This is a genomic window from Pseudomonas sp. RIT-PI-q (assembly GCF_001297125.1).
In the GTDB taxonomy this organism is placed as follows: Bacteria; Pseudomonadota; Gammaproteobacteria; order Pseudomonadales; family Pseudomonadaceae; genus Aquipseudomonas.
The window spans coordinates 110,698-124,855 of the sequence record NZ_LHPC01000053.1; the positions used below are offsets into that span (position 1 = coordinate 110,698).

The 14,158-nt window shown below is 60.1% G+C and carries 14 protein-coding genes; 6 read left to right on the forward strand and 8 right to left on the reverse strand.

Features of this window, described 5'->3' with window-relative positions; translation table 11 throughout:
* Positions 1-157 precede the first annotated feature (157 nt).
* Together AEQ67_RS28050 and AEQ67_RS28055 are read right to left on the reverse strand one after the other, a co-directional pair.
* A complete protein-coding gene (locus tag AEQ67_RS28050; RefSeq protein WP_059407008.1) occupies positions 158-892 on the reverse strand; it encodes a thioesterase II family protein in 735 nt (244 codons plus the stop codon).
* A 186-nt stretch (positions 893-1,078) separates the two neighbouring features.
* Positions 1,079-2,251, reverse strand: a complete 1,173-nt coding sequence (locus tag AEQ67_RS28055) for an MFS transporter (RefSeq protein ID WP_059407009.1) — start codon at positions 2,249-2,251, stop codon at positions 1,079-1,081.
* 257 nt (positions 2,252-2,508) lie between these two features.
* Here AEQ67_RS28055 and AEQ67_RS28060 point away from each other — a divergent pair, with 257 nt between their 5' ends.
* The 3 genes from AEQ67_RS28060 (at position 2,509) to AEQ67_RS28070 (ending at position 6,195) form a co-directional block, all read left to right on the forward strand.
* On the forward strand, positions 2,509-4,344 hold the full coding sequence (locus AEQ67_RS28060) for a glycoside hydrolase family 15 protein (protein WP_059407010.1): 1,836 nt from the start codon (positions 2,509-2,511) through the stop codon (positions 4,342-4,344).
* Positions 4,345-4,637: 293 nt separating this feature from the next.
* A complete protein-coding gene (locus AEQ67_RS28065; protein ID WP_059407011.1) occupies positions 4,638-5,027 on the forward strand; it encodes a hypothetical protein in 390 nt (129 codons plus the stop codon).
* A gap of 268 nt (positions 5,028-5,295) precedes the next feature.
* Complete coding sequence (locus tag AEQ67_RS28070; protein ID WP_236710410.1) at positions 5,296-6,195, forward strand: alpha/beta fold hydrolase; 900 nt, start codon at positions 5,296-5,298, stop codon at positions 6,193-6,195.
* On the opposite strand, the gene AEQ67_RS28075 is transcribed toward AEQ67_RS28070, so the two are convergent.
* Entirely contained in the window at positions 6,164-7,147 is a 984-nt protein-coding gene (locus tag AEQ67_RS28075) for a GlxA family transcriptional regulator (protein ID WP_059407047.1), read from the reverse strand. The genes AEQ67_RS28070 and AEQ67_RS28075 overlap by 32 nt on opposite strands.
* Positions 7,148-7,238: 91 nt before the next feature.
* Between AEQ67_RS28075 and inhA the strand changes: the two genes are divergently transcribed.
* Positions 7,239-7,922, forward strand: a complete 684-nt coding sequence (gene inhA, locus AEQ67_RS28080) for an isonitrile hydratase (RefSeq protein WP_059407012.1) — start codon at positions 7,239-7,241, stop codon at positions 7,920-7,922.
* 761 nt (positions 7,923-8,683) lie between these two features.
* Here inhA and AEQ67_RS28085 read toward each other — a convergent pair.
* Entirely contained in the window at positions 8,684-9,493 is an 810-nt protein-coding gene (locus tag AEQ67_RS28085; RefSeq protein WP_059407013.1) for an aminoglycoside phosphotransferase family protein, read from the reverse strand.
* A 7-nt stretch (positions 9,494-9,500) separates the two neighbouring features.
* Positions 9,501-9,989, reverse strand: a complete 489-nt coding sequence (locus AEQ67_RS28090; RefSeq protein WP_059407014.1) for an SRPBCC family protein — start codon at positions 9,987-9,989, stop codon at positions 9,501-9,503.
* Between the two features lie 222 nt (positions 9,990-10,211).
* On the opposite strand from AEQ67_RS28090, the gene AEQ67_RS28095 reads away from it, so the two are divergent.
* Together AEQ67_RS28095 and AEQ67_RS28100 are read left to right on the forward strand one after the other, a co-directional pair.
* Positions 10,212-10,610, forward strand: coding sequence for a GFA family protein (locus AEQ67_RS28095; protein WP_059407015.1), 399 nt, complete (start codon positions 10,212-10,214; stop codon positions 10,608-10,610).
* 63 nt (positions 10,611-10,673) lie between these two features.
* Positions 10,674-11,075 (forward strand): lysozyme inhibitor LprI family protein, encoded by a 402-nt coding sequence (locus tag AEQ67_RS28100; protein WP_059407016.1) that lies wholly within the window; start codon positions 10,674-10,676, stop codon positions 11,073-11,075.
* 134 nt (positions 11,076-11,209) lie between these two features.
* On the opposite strand, the gene peaD is transcribed toward AEQ67_RS28100, so the two are convergent.
* From peaD to peaB, 3 genes are read right to left on the reverse strand one after another with little or no spacing between them, the layout of a single operon-like run.
* Positions 11,210-12,328 (reverse strand): quinohemoprotein amine dehydrogenase subunit beta, encoded by a 1,119-nt coding sequence (peaD, locus tag AEQ67_RS28105; protein ID WP_059407017.1) that lies wholly within the window; start codon positions 12,326-12,328, stop codon positions 11,210-11,212.
* Between the two features lie 22 nt (positions 12,329-12,350).
* On the reverse strand, positions 12,351-12,674 hold the full coding sequence (gene qhpC, locus AEQ67_RS28110; RefSeq protein WP_008145336.1) for a quinohemoprotein amine dehydrogenase subunit gamma: 324 nt from the start codon (positions 12,672-12,674) through the stop codon (positions 12,351-12,353).
* A 1-nt stretch (position 12,675) separates the two neighbouring features.
* On the reverse strand, positions 12,676-14,106 hold the full coding sequence (peaB, locus tag AEQ67_RS28115; protein ID WP_059407018.1) for a quinohemoprotein amine dehydrogenase maturation protein: 1,431 nt from the start codon (positions 14,104-14,106) through the stop codon (positions 12,676-12,678).
* Positions 14,107-14,158: the final 52 nt, after the last annotated feature.

Sequence of the window (14,158 nt, forward strand, 5' to 3'; positions counted from 1 at the left end):
CAACTATCAGAAAGGAGGGCAATACGCGGCGCAGACGGCCTTTGTAGGAGCGGGCTTGCCAGCGAAGGCGGCCTGACAGCCAACATCAATGTTGCCCGTCATGGCCTCTTCGCTGGCAAGCCAGCTCCTACAGGGGGTGTGTGATGGTTGAGATCTGTTAGCTGACGGCCATCAAGCCATGGCGCCGATGATGAACCTCAAGCTGATCCTTGATCACCCGCAGCACCTTGGCTTCATGCTCATGGATAAAGAAGTGCCCGCCCGCGAGCATGTCCACGGAGAAACTGCCGTGGGTTTCCTTGCGCCAGCCGATCAATTGCTCGGTGGTGGCGCGGTCAGCCTTGCCGCCGAGCACATGCACCGGGCACTTGAGCAATGGGCGCTGCTGCGGTTCGAAACGCCCGCACAGCAGAAAATCCGCGCGCAGCACCGGCAGCGTCAGGCTCATCAGCTCTTCGTTGGCCAGGACTTCCTCGCTGGTGCCGTTGAGGGTGCGCAATTGCTCGATCAGTTCGGCGTCGGTTTTCGGCTCGGCGAAACCCCGGTCGTAGTCGGCCCGCATCGTCGGCGCCGCCGTGCCCGAGGCGAACAGCGCCACCGGTTCCGGGCCACCCAGCGAGCGCAAGGCATGGGCCAGTTCACAGGCGAGCAACGCGCCCAGGCTATGGCCGAACATCGCGTATGGCGCCTTGAGCGTGGCTTTTTGTTCGTGGGCCAGTTGCAGCGCCAGACGCCGCATGTCGGTGTGCAACGGTTCGCCAAACCGCGCGCCACGGCCCGGCAGTTCTAACGGCTGCAGCTTGAGCCACTCCGGCAGTTTGCGCCGCCAGCGGCTGTAGACCATGGCACTCGCGCCCGAATAGGGCAGGCAGAGCAAAGTCAGCTGGGTCACCGGGTTTACCTCGAAAGTTGTCTGTATAAGAGAACGTATGAGGCACAACAATAATTAGTTGAATGGAGATCCCTGTGGGAGCGGCGGTGCGGCGATCCGACTTGCCCGCGATAACGGTGTGTCAGGCACCATCATTGTTAAATGACACTCCGTCATCGCGGGCAAGCCCGCTCCCACAATGGTTCTCTATTTCAAATGGCGATAGCTTTGCAGGGCAGAACCGAGGACCACGGCCCCGGCGGCAATCGCCACCCAAACCCCGCTGCGCGCGCCCAACGCATCCACCAGCCCCCCGGAACTCGCCGCGCCGATCGCCACGCCGATGCTCAACCCGGTGACCAGCCAGGTCAGGCCTTCGGTGAGTTTGGCCGGCGGTACGATTTGCTCCCCCAGCGCCATTGCCACGATCAACGTCGGCGCAAAAAACAGTCCCGCGACGAACACCGCCAGCGACAGCCCGAGAATGTTCGCCGCCAGCAGCAACGGCAACGTGGTCACCGCCGTCGCTACTCCGCCGTACAGAAACAATCGCGGCAACGGCACTTTCGAACGCAATGCCCCGAACGCCAGCCCGGCCAGGCACGAGCCGATGGCGTACACCGACAGCACAATGCTCGCCGCCGCCGGTTGCCCTTGCTGCTGGGCGAAAGCCACGCTGACCACATCCACCACGCCGACGATGGGGCCCATGGCGACCATCAACAGCATCAGCAACTGAATCTCGACCGAACGAATGATCGAGCGTTGATGGTGCTCTTCATGCGGATGCACCGGTGGCTCGGTGCCGCGCTGCAAGACAAACGTGGTGACCCCGATCGCCAGCATCAGCAACGCCGCCAACGGCCCGGCCTCGGGGAACGCCACCACGCACAAGCCCACCGACAGCGGCGGCCCGACGATAAAGCACACCTCGTCCAGCACCGATTCCAGCGCATAGGCAGTTTGCAGTTGAGGCTGACCGCGATACACCTCGGTCCAACGCGCCCGCACCATCGCCGACATGCTCGGCATGCAACCGGCCAGCGCGGCGAATACAAACAACGACCAGTTCGGCGCCTGCAAGCGCGTGCAGAGCAACACCATCAGCAACGCCCCGCCGCCAAGCAGCGCCGACACCGGCAAAATCCGCCGCTGACCAAAACGATCGACCAGCCGGGAAACCTGCGGCGCACAAAATGCCGTGGCCAGGGCAAACGTCGCCGCCACCGCGCCGGCCAGTCCGTAGCCACCCTGTAACTGCGAGAGCATGGTGATCAGGCCGATGCCGGTCATGGAAATCGGCATGCGCGCGATCATCCCGGCCAGCACAAAGGCTCCGCTGCCTGGGGCGTTGAATAATTCGCGGTAGGGGTTTGCCATGGGGTGTGGGTCTCGACAATGGCCTGCAAGTGTCCACAAAGGCTGATCGCGAGGGAAGCCGCCAATTGTTGGTGGAATGTGAAGATCCCATCGCGGGCAAGCCCGCTCCCACAGTTGAGCGGCGTACACAAACAATTGTGGGAGCGGGCTTGCCCGCGATGAGGCCAGCAAAGCCACTGTGCTCGTTCCGACAAATGAACTCTCCACCGTCCAAACCAGTCAGCTAATTAGGCCCTCGACGCAAGGCTTCACCCTTCATGCAGAATTCCCACGATCATCACCCCGAACGACAAAGCGCCATCGACGCCCACGGCATCATCGGCGACATGCGCAGCGCGGCACTGGTCAACGACAAGGGCAGCGTGGACTTTTTCTGCTGGCCCGAATTCGACAGCCCGTCGATCTTCTGTTCGCTGCTGGACACCCCCGAGGCCGGTATCTTCCAACTGTCGCCGGACTTGCCCGACGCCCGTCGCGAACAGATTTACCTGCCCGACACCAACGTCCTGCAAACCCGCTGGCTCAGCGATCGCGCGGTGGTCGAGGTCACCGACCTGCTGCCCATCGGCGACACTGAGGACGATTTACCCATGCTGATCCGCCGGGTGCGCGTGGTCAGCGGCCAGGCGACGTTTCGCATGCGCTGCGCCGTGCGCCATGACTACGCTCGGGCCAAGACCCGCGCACGCATGGATGAACAGGACGTGACCTTTGCGGCCGCCGATCAGCCCTCGCTGCGCCTGTCTTCGGATCAATCCTTGAGCATCGACGGCAACGCGGCGATTGCCGAGTTCACCCTCGATCAAGACCAGAGCGCTGAGTTCCTGCTCGGCGGCATCGACGACCCACGCTTCAAGACCGGCGCTGCCACGCTGAGCCTGGAACGCACGCTGAAGTTCTGGCGCGACTGGATCGGCCAGTCCAACTACCGGGGTCGCTGGCGGGAAATGGTCAATCGTTCGGCCCTGGCCTTGAAGCTGCTGACCTCGCGCAAACACGGTGCGATCCTCGCCGCCGCGACCTTCGGCCTGCCGGAAACACCGGGCGGCGAACGCAACTGGGATTACCGCTACACCTGGATCCGCGACGCCTCGTTCACCGTCTACGCCTTCATGCGTCTGGGTTTCGTCGAGGAAGCCAACGCCTACATGCGCTGGCTGCGCGGGCGGGTCAGCGACTGCCAGGGCAAATCGAAGAAACTGAACATCCTCTACGCCATCGACGGCCGTCAGGAGTTGCCGGAAACCGAACTGCCGCACCTGTCCGGCCATGGCGGCGCAACACCCGTGCGCATCGGCAACCAGGCCTACGATCAGATCCAGCTCGACATCTTTGGCGAGCTGATGGACGCGGTGTACCTGGTCAACAAATACGGCGAGGCCATCTCCCATGAAGGCTGGAAACATGCGGTGGAAGTGGTCGATCAGGTCTGCGAAACCTGGGAGCAAAAGGACGTTGGCATCTGGGAAATGCGCGGCGAAGAGCACGACTTCCTGCACTCGCGACTGATGTGCTGGGTCGCCGTGGACCGGGCCATTCGCCTGGCGTCCAAACGTTCATTGCCCGCGCCTTTCGCCCGCTGGGACCAGACGCGGCAGGCGATCTACGTCGACATCTGGGAAAACTTCTGGAACGAAGAACGCGGGCATTTCGTTCAGTACAAGGGCGGCACCGCGCTCGACGGCTCGATGCTGTTGATGCCACTGGTGCGCTTCGTCAGCGCCAAGGACCCGCGCTGGCTCGCCACCCTGCAAGTCATCGAAAAAACCCTGGTGCGCGACGGCATGGTGTACCGCTATCGCAACGATGACACCCGCATCGACGGCCTGCCCGGCACCGAAGGCGCCTTCGCCGCATGTTCGTTCTGGTACGTCGAATGCCTGGCCCGGGCGGGTCAGGTGGAAAAGGCTCATCTGGAGTTTGAACAGCTGTTGAGGTACGCCAACCCGCTGGGTTTGTATGCCGAAGAGCTGGACAGTCACGCCCGGCATCTGGGGAATACACCGCAGGCGTTGACGCACCTGGCACTGATCAGCGCGGCGAGTTTTCTCGATCGGAAATTGAGTGGGGAGAAGAATTTCTGGCAGCCTTGAGACCGCGTCGCCTCAATCGCGGGCAAGCCCGCTCCCACATGGATTCTCGGTGTAAACACAATTGTGTGAACACCACCAAACCCTGTGGGAGCGGGCTTGCCCGCGATGGGACCATCAGCCACCCACAAGACCAACAGGCTGAATCTCTACCTACAACAATTAAACAAAACCCGTGAATGCCCTGCACTGCCACCCCGTAATCCCTTGTTGCCAGCCCTCAAATCCCCCCCTACCATCGACGGACAACGGGTGCAGCGGAGCTGCCCAAGAAAACCCGAATTCAAGGAACCCGAATGACCCAGCACATCCACCGCAGCATCGACACCCCATTGCGCTCAGGCCTGAACCGCGATGAACTGTGGGAAGCCGACGACAAGGGCCTGATCAAATGCTGGGAAATAGGCCGCCAACGCGCCGCCCGCTTTCCCGACCTCGCGCAACAGTGCCTTGCCGGCGAACTGCCGGTGCTGGGCTGGACAGGTGGCGTCAGCCGCAGCCTGAAGAAACTCGAAAAGTACGGTTCCCTCAAATACCTCGCCCAGTGGCAAGGGTTGCGCGGGGATGATCTGGATGTAGATTTGGCTGAAGAGCGGGCGTGGACCTGTTCACGGACCAAGATGGTGGTGACGTTCACGCCGGATCGATCGAAATACTTCAATCAGATGGCGGAAGTTGAAACCTGATATTCGTTGCGCTGCGGTAGCGGCGCGGCAAGGACCCGGGAGTAAAACGCACCCCCCTGTAGCAGCTGGCGAAGCCTGCGTTCGGCTGCGCAGCAGTCGTCAACCCTGTGCACACGGGTTCCTGATACACCGCGTTGCCTGGTTTCACGCCTGCTGCGCAGCCGAACGCAGGCTTCGCCAGCTGCTACAAGTAATGCGTGACAGCTGAAATCGCTTAATGAAGTCATCGTCCGGCATTTTAGAATGCCAACAACTCCTGGAGTTTGTCGTGACCGGCTACCCCATCAAAACCACTCAAACATCCTGTTTGACGCTCGCCTACGAAGAACACGGCCCCGCCACCGGCGATCCGGTCATCCTGCTCCACGGCTTCCCCTACTCCCCCCGCGCCTACGATGAAATCGCCCCAGTCCTTGCCGCAAAGGGCTATCGCGTGATCGTCCCGTACCTGCGCGGTTATGGCCCGACCCGCTTCATCAGCCCCGACACCCTGCGCTCCGGCCAACAAGCCGCGCTCGCCCAGGATTTGCTCGATCTGATGGACGGCCTCTCCATCAAACAAGCCGCCCTCTGCGGATATGACTGGGGCGGTCGGGCAGCGTGCATCGTCGCGGCGCTGTGGCCGGAGCGGGTCCGTTGCCTGGTTACCGGTGACGGCTACAACCTTCAGAACATTCCAAAATCAATCCAGCCGCGAGACCCGGAAACCGAGCACCGCCTGTGGTATCAGTTCTATTTCCACACACCGCGCGGTGTCGAAGGCCTGACGAACAATCGCCGGGCCTTGTGCGAATTACTGTGGAAGTTGTGGTCACCCACCTGGGCCAAGGGGCCTGAGTTGTATCCACTTAGCGCTCCTGCCTTCGACAACCCGGATTTTGTCGACGTGGTGATCCAGTCCTATCGCCACCGGTTCATGTATGCGCCCGGCGACCCGGCGCTGGAGTGGATGGAACAAGCGCTCAGCCAACAACCGCCGATCAGCGTGCCGACGATTTCCCTGTGCGGCGCCGACGATGGCGTAGGGCCCGCAGCCGAATTCGACGACGACATCGAGCATTTCACCGGTCCTTATGAGCGCCGAATGCTGGCGGGCGTGGGGCATAACATTCCCGAAGAGGCCCCGACGGCGACGGTCAAAGCATTACTGGATCTGCTGGAAGGCTGACGGAAAACCGCTCGCGATAGGCTTGCGGCGTTACGCCCATGGCCCGTAGAAAACTGCGGCGCAGGGTTTCTTCGCTGCCGAATCCGCATTGCATCGCCACCCGTTTGATCGGCACGCCGGTATCGCTGAGCAACCGGCGCGCTGTCTCGACCCGAATCAATTCGATGGCCCGCGCCGGGGTCTGGCCGGTGTCGGCGCGGTAGTGGCGGACGAAGCTGCGCTCGCTCATGCCGGCCTGCAGGGCAAGGGTCGGGATGCCCAGATCCAGGGTGAGGTTTTCGCTGATCCAGGCATGCAGATCGTCGAAACGGTTGCCTTCTTTCTGTAGCGACAGGGTCACGCTGAACTGCGACTGGCCACCGGGCCGCTTGAGGAAAACCACCAATTGCCGTGCCACTTCCAGGGCCATGCTGCGACCGAGGTCTTCTTCGACCATGGCCAGCGCCAGGTCAATACCGGCGGTGACCCCGGCCGAGGTCCACACCGGGCCGTCGTTGATGAAAATCGGGTTGGGTTCGACCTGCAGTTTTGGATGCTTCTGCGCCAACTGATCGCAACGGGTCCAGTGCGTGACCACCCGACGCCCATCGAGCCAGCCACTGGCCGCGAGCAAAAACGCCCCGGTGCACACCGACGCCACTCGCCGACAATCCGTCGCATGTTCACGCACCCACGCCACCAGCGACTGATCGTCCGCCGCCGTATAAACACCCCAGCCACCGGCGATAATCAAGGTGTCGCTGCCCTCCTCGGGTAACGGTTCAGCCAGCAGAGCCAGCCCCGCCGACGACATCACCGCCCCGCCGCCACTAGCAATCACCGTCGGTGCATAAGGCAGCGCCAGCCCTTGCTGGCGTGAGATATCGTTGGCCGAGGCAAACACTTGCAATGGCCCGGTTACATCGAGCAGTTGCACATTGGCAAACGCGAGCACGTGAATGGTCTTAGGCATCATTGGCGTAATTCGTGGGGATATTGGCGTATACGCCAAATCCTACGAGTCTACAGTGAAGTCGTCCACCCACTTCATGAGAAAAAAAGCCATGACGTTGCAGATCGGTTTTCTGTTGTTTCCACAGGTTCAGCAACTGGACTTGACCGGCCCTTACGACGTACTGGCCTCACTGCCGGACGTGAAAGTGCATTTGATCTGGAAGGACCTGGTGCCGGTCACCGCGAGCACCGGCCTGGTACTGAAACCCACCACCACCTTCGCCGATTGCCCGGCGCTGGATGTGATTTGCATACCCGGCGGCAGCGGCGTAGGGCCATTGATGGAGGATGACGAGACGCTGGCCTTCATCAAGATTCAGGCAGCCAATGCACGTTACGTCACGTCGGTCTGCACCGGCGCGCTGGTGCTCGGCGCGGCGGGTCTGCTGAAGGGCAAACGCGCCACCACTCATTGGGCCTATCACGAACTGTTGGCGCCGTTGGGGGCAACTCCGGTTAAGGATCGGGTGGTGCGCGACGGCAATCTGCTGACGGGGGGCGGAATTACCGCAGGGATCGATTTTGCCCTGACCCTGGCTGCAGAGTTGTTCGATAAGGACACTGCAGAACTGGTGCAGTTGCAGCTGGAATACGCTCCGGCGCCACCGTTTACTTCGGGCAGCCCCGAGACAGCGCCGGTCGGCGTGCTGGAGGAAGCACGCAAACGCTCCGCAGGGTCGTTGAAATTGCGCTCGGAAATCACCGAGCGAGTAGCCGCGAAACTAGACCGCTAAGCCACAACGCGAACCCCGTAGCAGCTGGCGAAGCCTGCGTTCGGCTGCGCAGCAGTCGTAAAAATCAGCACACGCGGTGTATCAGGAAAACGTGTGCTCTGGGTTTACGACTGCTACGCAGCCGAACGCAGGCTTCGCCAGCTGCTACAGGGTCGGTGTTGGTGCTTTATTCCGGGCGAAAAAAAACCCGCCTAAGCGGGTTTCTCAAGACCATTGCGACATCCTGTCAGCAGCCATCCTGGCCTATGGTCGATCATCCGTGATCCTGAGTGCATCCTGCGACTCAGTTGATGGATCCAGATTAACCACATCGGTTAAGGGTAAACAGAGGACATACCAGCGCCCCAGCGTAAGCCTTTGACCATTTAAGCCACAAAACCTCTCCCCTGTAGCAGCTGCCGAAGGCTGCGTTCGGCTGCGAAGCAGTCGTAACCCTATAAACACGGTATGTCAGAAGCACCGCAGTGTCTGTTTTTACGACTGCTTCGCAGCCGAACGCAGCCTTCGGCAGCTGCTACAGGGTGAAAATATGCCAGCGCTTTTCGATAGACGAAAAAAAACCCGCCGAAGCGGGTTTTCCCAAGACCATGTCGACTCCCTGTCGGTAGCGTTCCTTGCTGATGGTCGATCGTCCGTGATCCTGAGGCACTTCCTGTGCTTCAGTTGATGAGGCTAGATTACGCATCGGATCCAATCTGTAATAGGCGACATAGTTACCATTACATGTAAGACATTCGCTATACCACCCCTTCCGAAAACCCTTAGACGCGTAAGGTGTCGAGCATGGAAGCCGCGAGTTCCGCGACCTGCAGCTGACGTTGAGCAGCCAGGGCATCGTCATCCTCGAGAAACCAGGCCGCCGACAATCCGGCAAACGCCAGCACCCATTGCAGCAATCGCCGACGCTCAAGTCCGGCGGCTTGTGCCACCATTGCGACTTGCTGCTGAAAGCGCAGCGGATCCGTCGCCGTGGGCAGTTCGGGATTGCAGATAATGTTGGCGTAGTCGAAACCGCGTTCACCGATCACCCGTTTCGGATCGATGGCCAACCAGCCTCGCGGGCCGAAATCGAGAACATTGTCATGATGAACATCGCCGTGCAGCACCACGACGTCCTGCGGCTCGGCCAGCAAGGCTTCGGCAGCGGCGAGGCTCACGGAATAAGGGTCGCCATGCTGTTCGGCCGCCAGACGCAGCGACTTGAACCATGGCGCCAATGGCACCAGCGGAGGGGGTGACGAAGGTCGCGGCGCATGCAGCCGCGCCAATGCCGCACACAGGATCTGGCTGGCTTCGTCGTCCTGGCCGTTGAGCGCCATGTCCATCAATGACCGCTGCCCCATGGCACGCTCGATCAACAACCCGTCATCTTCATGGGCGTAGACGCGGGCAGCGCCCTCGCCTCCCCACCAAGTCATCAGCCGGTTGCCGAACTTTTCGTCGGTATCGACGGCGATTTTCAGCATCGCCGGCACATCACCCATGCGCACCGGCAGCAAGCGACTGCCGGGCGTGATGATCGGCTCGCCGTCCGGCACCAGCTCCCAGCGCGTTAACCAGGGCTCAAACATGCAGCGCTCACTCTTCCTGACGCTCGCGTGCCTTGGCGCTGGTTTTCAGAAACTCTTCGATGTTGCTCATCTGTTCATCCCAGCCCCGGCTGTCCATGCGGAACGCCTTGAGCCGGCGCGTCTGCGGAATGTGATCGAAACCGGACTCGGTGACCTTGAGTAAAGTGCCGTTGTCCATGTCTTCAAGCTCGAACAGCACCAGCGTGGTGGGCTCCTGGGAGTAGTCCATGTCGGGCTCCACCGCATACGGATGCCAGCGAAACGAAAACACCCGCTCCGGCTCGACCCGCTCAACCAGTACATTCCACAGCAAATGCTCATAACCGGGGTACGTAATCTGCCCCTGAGTCCACTCACCGGCGACAAAACGCTTGCCCTCCAGTGCCACGCCAAACCACTGCCCAAAGGCTTCGGCATTGGCCAGCACGCGCCAGACATGCGAACGCGGCGCTTTTAACAGGATCTTCCTTTCGATGCGATCTGATGCTGGGTTCATATGTCACCTCCTGTAATGAACAGTAGGCCTGTAAGACCACAAGACCAACCCTAAAGTTGTATCAATCGGGCTTTGCAATCAACCCTGTGTGAAATATTCGGCTGACTTTTTGACCCGTAGCACGGATTTGAAGGCAAGAGTCGGCGACCTGAAGCTGCTAACGTTTGCCCATCAGACAAGAAGATCGGCCCCCACACCCACTCATTCTCACGGGGAAATATCATGAATAGCCTGCACGGTAGCTGCTTGTGCAAAGCCATCGAATACGAACTCGATAGCCTCGACATGCCCATCAGTCATTGCCACTGCCAAACCTGTCGCAAGGCCCATGCGGCGGCGTTCGCTTCGACTGCCGGGGTCCTGCGCGGACACTTTCGCTGGACCAAAGGCCAGGACCGGCTCAGCAGCTATGAATCGTCGCCGGGCAAGTTTCGGCATTTCTGTTCGGTGTGTGGCTCACACTTGGTGGCAGAACGTTTGGCCCAGCCCCACGTTATCGTGCGTGTAGCGACGTTGGATGTTGACCCGAAAATGACGCCTCAAGCGCATATCTGGACATCTCATGACGTGCCCTGGCTTGAATATGAGGCGATTGAAAAACACCCTGAATGGCAGGCATAGATGACTGATCACGCCGCAGCGCTACACTGCACGTCAACTTTTCATGTCATAGCGAGAAACACCATGCACCCACGCTTTTTCCTGGCGCTGACGCCTCTGCTGTTCAGCACCCTCGCCCATGCCGTGGACTGCGAAAATGCCACCGATCAGACCACGATGAATCAGTGCGCGGCGCAGCAGAACAAGGCTGCCGACAAGGAGTTGAATGCGCTGTACCAGCAGATCACCACGCGTTTGAAGAGCAACCCTGACAGCAAAAAACTGCTGATCGGCGCACAGCGAGCGTGGGTGGCGTTTCGGGATGCCGAGTGCAAGTTCTCGAGCGCCGGGGTGGAGGGTGGAAGTGTGTATCCGCTGATCTACAGCAATTGCATCACTGAATTGACCAAGGCGCGGGTTGAGACGTTCAAGAATTACTTGAAGTGTCAGGAGGGGGATTTGAGTTGCCCGGTGCCGGGGGCTTGATGCTTTGGTGTGCTTGAGGGCCTCTTCGCGGGCAAGCCTCGCTCCTACAGAGTTGAGTCGTTCACAACACGGCGAACGACTCAAACCTGTAGGAGCGAGGCTTGCCCGCGAAGGCGTCTTTTCAGACGCCGGGATTACCGGACAAATATCTGCGCAGTCGTGATCGCCATATCCCCACCCGGCAACTTGATGCTGCCAATCTGTTTCATGCTCTCCGGATCAAAGATCGCCACGTCATTAAACGTCCCCGCCAGGTAGATCTTGCTGCCGTCCTTATTGAAGGAAATGCAGTAGTAGGAATGATCCAGCGTCGCCGCCTGGAGCATTTTCTTCTGCTTGATGTCGTACTTGGCCAAGCGGTTGAGCACGCCGAACATCAGGTTCGGGTCCTTGGGCGAGCGCATGCCGCTGAAGTAGATTTCCGTCAGAGGGCCGAAGTCGGTGGTTTCGGTCTTGCCGGTTTTCAGGTCGATGCTGAACAGCCCGTAGAGGTACTCGGCGGTCAACGGGTCCTGCTTCTTGTCCTTGAATTTCGCGGTGGTGTAGAGCAGCGAAAAATCATGGCGATAGGTCTGCTGGTTCCACACGTAGAGCACGTCCGGCGCGCTGTAGTTCGGGCGTTTCCAGTGACGGCTGGGGATCAGTACGTCGAACTTGCCGGTGTTCACATCAACCTTGTAGACATCCGCCCCCGCCACATACAGCGTGCCGTCGTCGCCACTCTGCATGATGGTCAGCTGCCGTGGTGCCGGGAAACTGCGCACGGGTTTGGCGTCCATGCCGGTGTCGGTGGCGTAGACATCCAGTCGAGGCTGCTGCACTTCGTAACGGTCGTTGAGCATCAACGTCGGGTTGGCGATGGCGAACAGTTCCTTGCCGTCATGACTGAGGGTGAAAGCGAACATCGACTTCGCTTTCTCCCCCGGTTTCTGGGTGATGCTGGCGTGGAACACCTGTTTGCAGCTGTCCAGCTCGACGCCGTAGACATCCGCGTAGTGGTTGTTCAACACGTAGGCGGTCTTGCGATCCGGCGACAACTGCACGGTGCCGGGACCAAAGGCATCCGGCATCTTGCAGGTCTTGAACAAGGTGTCGGTGGCCAGGTCGATGACGTGCAGGTTGTTCGGGTAATTGGTGGTCAACATGTACTCGTGACCGTCTTGCAGTGCAGTGTTTTCATCGGCCAGAACGTTGAGTGAACAGACGCTCAGGACGGCAAACGCGGCCAGGCCGCAGGCTTTTACAGTAAGCATGCTGAAATCCTTCTGTGTCCGATTACTTGTCTTTTGGAAAGACAGTCCCGAGGTTGCGCCAGTTTTCGTTGGACGCCTGGGCATCCTTGTTCCAGTCCGGGTAGGTACTCATCATGTCGGGCACCTGGGCCGGCCACCAGCAAGGGTCGGAGCAGCCATACAGGTCAGCTTCCATCGGCTGGCACAACGACGACACCCCGCCAAACGCATCGATCTCCCAACCCGGGTCGGTGGTCGAGGCACAACCCGCGACGGAGCTCATCGCCACCACTTCTTCGATACGGTTTTCGGCCGCGGCCTCATCGAGTTTCAACGCTTTATTATTGATTGCCTTGAGATGTTTCATATCAGTGAGCCTTGCGCGGAGTGATGTAGCTGCTGATAAACGCAGGGTTGTGGGCCATGATCCGGGTGTAGACCTCGATGCCGAAGTCGACCCAGTCACGCATCAGTTCGCAGTAGTGATAGGTCGGGTGGGTCGGGTCGCCGTAACGGGCGTAGCTCTCGTGGTAGCAGCCGCCGGAGCAGAGGTTGCGGATCTGGCAGTCCTCGCAACCGGTGTTGGTGCGGTCCAGGCGCTGGGACAGGAAGTCGTTCAACTCGACCTGCTTCACACCGCTGTGCACATTGCCGAAGGTCGGCAGGCTCGAACCGGTAAAGCGGTGGCACAGGTTCAATTCACCTTTGTGATCCACCGCCAGCATTTTCAGGCCCGCGCCGCAGGGCAGGGCTTTTTTGTGGCCTTCGTGGATGTCGGTGATCAACTGGTGCAGGTTGGAGAACCCGATGTTGCGGTGCTCCAGCGCCGCTTCCAGGTAACGCCGACCAAGTCTTTTCATGCTGGCAAAGACTTCGATCAGTTCGTCGCTGGACAGGTTGAAGGTGCTGATGTCGCCAGAGGTCACCGGGGCAAAGCCGACCTCGGCAAAACCCAGTTCGTTGAACAGGTGATCCCAGATGGTTTCCACATCGGTCACGCCGGTGGTCAACGTGACTCGCGCACCGACCGGACGGCTGTTGTAGCGCGACAGCAGCATCTCGGCCTTGCGCCGCACCACGTCATACGTGCCCTGCCCGCCCACGGTGATGCGATTGCGGTCGTGCACGGTTTTCGGCCCGTCGATACTGACCGAGAGGCCAAAACGGTGGGCATTCAGGTAGTCCACAGTCTCTTCGGTGAGCAGCGTGGCGTTGGTGGTCATGACGAACTCGACGAACTTGCCCGCCTCGCGGAAACGCTTCTCGCAATAGTCGACCATGTACTCGATGAGCTTGCGATTGCTCAGCGGTTCGCCACCAAAAAACACCACGGTGAAACGCTCTTCATCCGGCGATTCGCGCAGCAGCATTTCCACCGAGGCGACCGCCGTCTCGACGTCCATTTTCTTGCCGGCCGACGGCTTGTCGAGGTCTTCCTTGTAGCAGTACGTGCAGCTCAGATTGCAGCCAGTGTTGACGTTCAGCACCACGGTATTGATCGCCGTGCGCTCGACGCGCTTGGTGCCAATGTCCGGGGTCAGTGGCGAGCCGTCGCTGACCAGTTCCAGTGACATCAACTCGCGCAGGGTCTCGGTGATTTCTTCGCCGTTGAAGCGCGCGGACAAACGCTGGATCAGGTCGTCCGAGGAACAACCGGGACCGCGCAAAGTATCAATGATGGTGCCCGTCAGCTCATCGCTGGCGAACAGCGAACTGCTGGGAATGTGAAACAGCATGCGGTCGGCATCGACATGCACTTCGTGCAGGTTCCGTTCAACCAGATTCAAAATAGCGCCCATTGCAACCTCCTGTGCAAACCCCGTTTTACGGGGCCTGCGGTCATTCCAAAAA

What these genes read in the sequence shown, in the direction of transcription:
- AEQ67_RS28055 (WP_059407009.1), bottom strand. Translation starts at nt 2,251, where the DNA reads ATGGCAAACCCCTACCGCGAATTATTCAACGCCCCAGGCAGCGGAGCC.
- AEQ67_RS28060 (WP_059407010.1), top strand. Translation starts at nt 2,509, where the DNA reads ATGCAGAATTCCCACGATCATCACCCCGAACGACAAAGCGCCATCGAC.
- AEQ67_RS28065 (WP_059407011.1), top strand. Translation starts at nt 4,638, where the DNA reads ATGACCCAGCACATCCACCGCAGCATCGACACCCCATTGCGCTCAGGC.
- AEQ67_RS28075 (WP_059407047.1), bottom strand. Translation starts at nt 7,147, where the DNA reads ATGCCTAAGACCATTCACGTGCTCGCGTTTGCCAATGTGCAACTGCTC.
- inhA (WP_059407012.1), top strand. Translation starts at nt 7,239, where the DNA reads ATGACGTTGCAGATCGGTTTTCTGTTGTTTCCACAGGTTCAGCAACTG.
- AEQ67_RS28085 (WP_059407013.1), bottom strand. Translation starts at nt 9,493, where the DNA reads ATGTTTGAGCCCTGGTTAACGCGCTGGGAGCTGGTGCCGGACGGCGAG.
- AEQ67_RS28090 (WP_059407014.1), bottom strand. Translation starts at nt 9,989, where the DNA reads ATGAACCCAGCATCAGATCGCATCGAAAGGAAGATCCTGTTAAAAGCG.
- AEQ67_RS28095 (WP_059407015.1), top strand. Translation starts at nt 10,212, where the DNA reads ATGAATAGCCTGCACGGTAGCTGCTTGTGCAAAGCCATCGAATACGAA.
- AEQ67_RS28100 (WP_059407016.1), top strand. Translation starts at nt 10,674, where the DNA reads ATGCACCCACGCTTTTTCCTGGCGCTGACGCCTCTGCTGTTCAGCACC.
- peaD (WP_059407017.1), bottom strand. Translation starts at nt 12,328, where the DNA reads ATGCTTACTGTAAAAGCCTGCGGCCTGGCCGCGTTTGCCGTCCTGAGC.
- qhpC (WP_008145336.1), bottom strand. Translation starts at nt 12,674, where the DNA reads ATGAAACATCTCAAGGCAATCAATAATAAAGCGTTGAAACTCGATGAG.
- peaB (WP_059407018.1), bottom strand. Translation starts at nt 14,106, where the DNA reads ATGGGCGCTATTTTGAATCTGGTTGAACGGAACCTGCACGAAGTGCAT.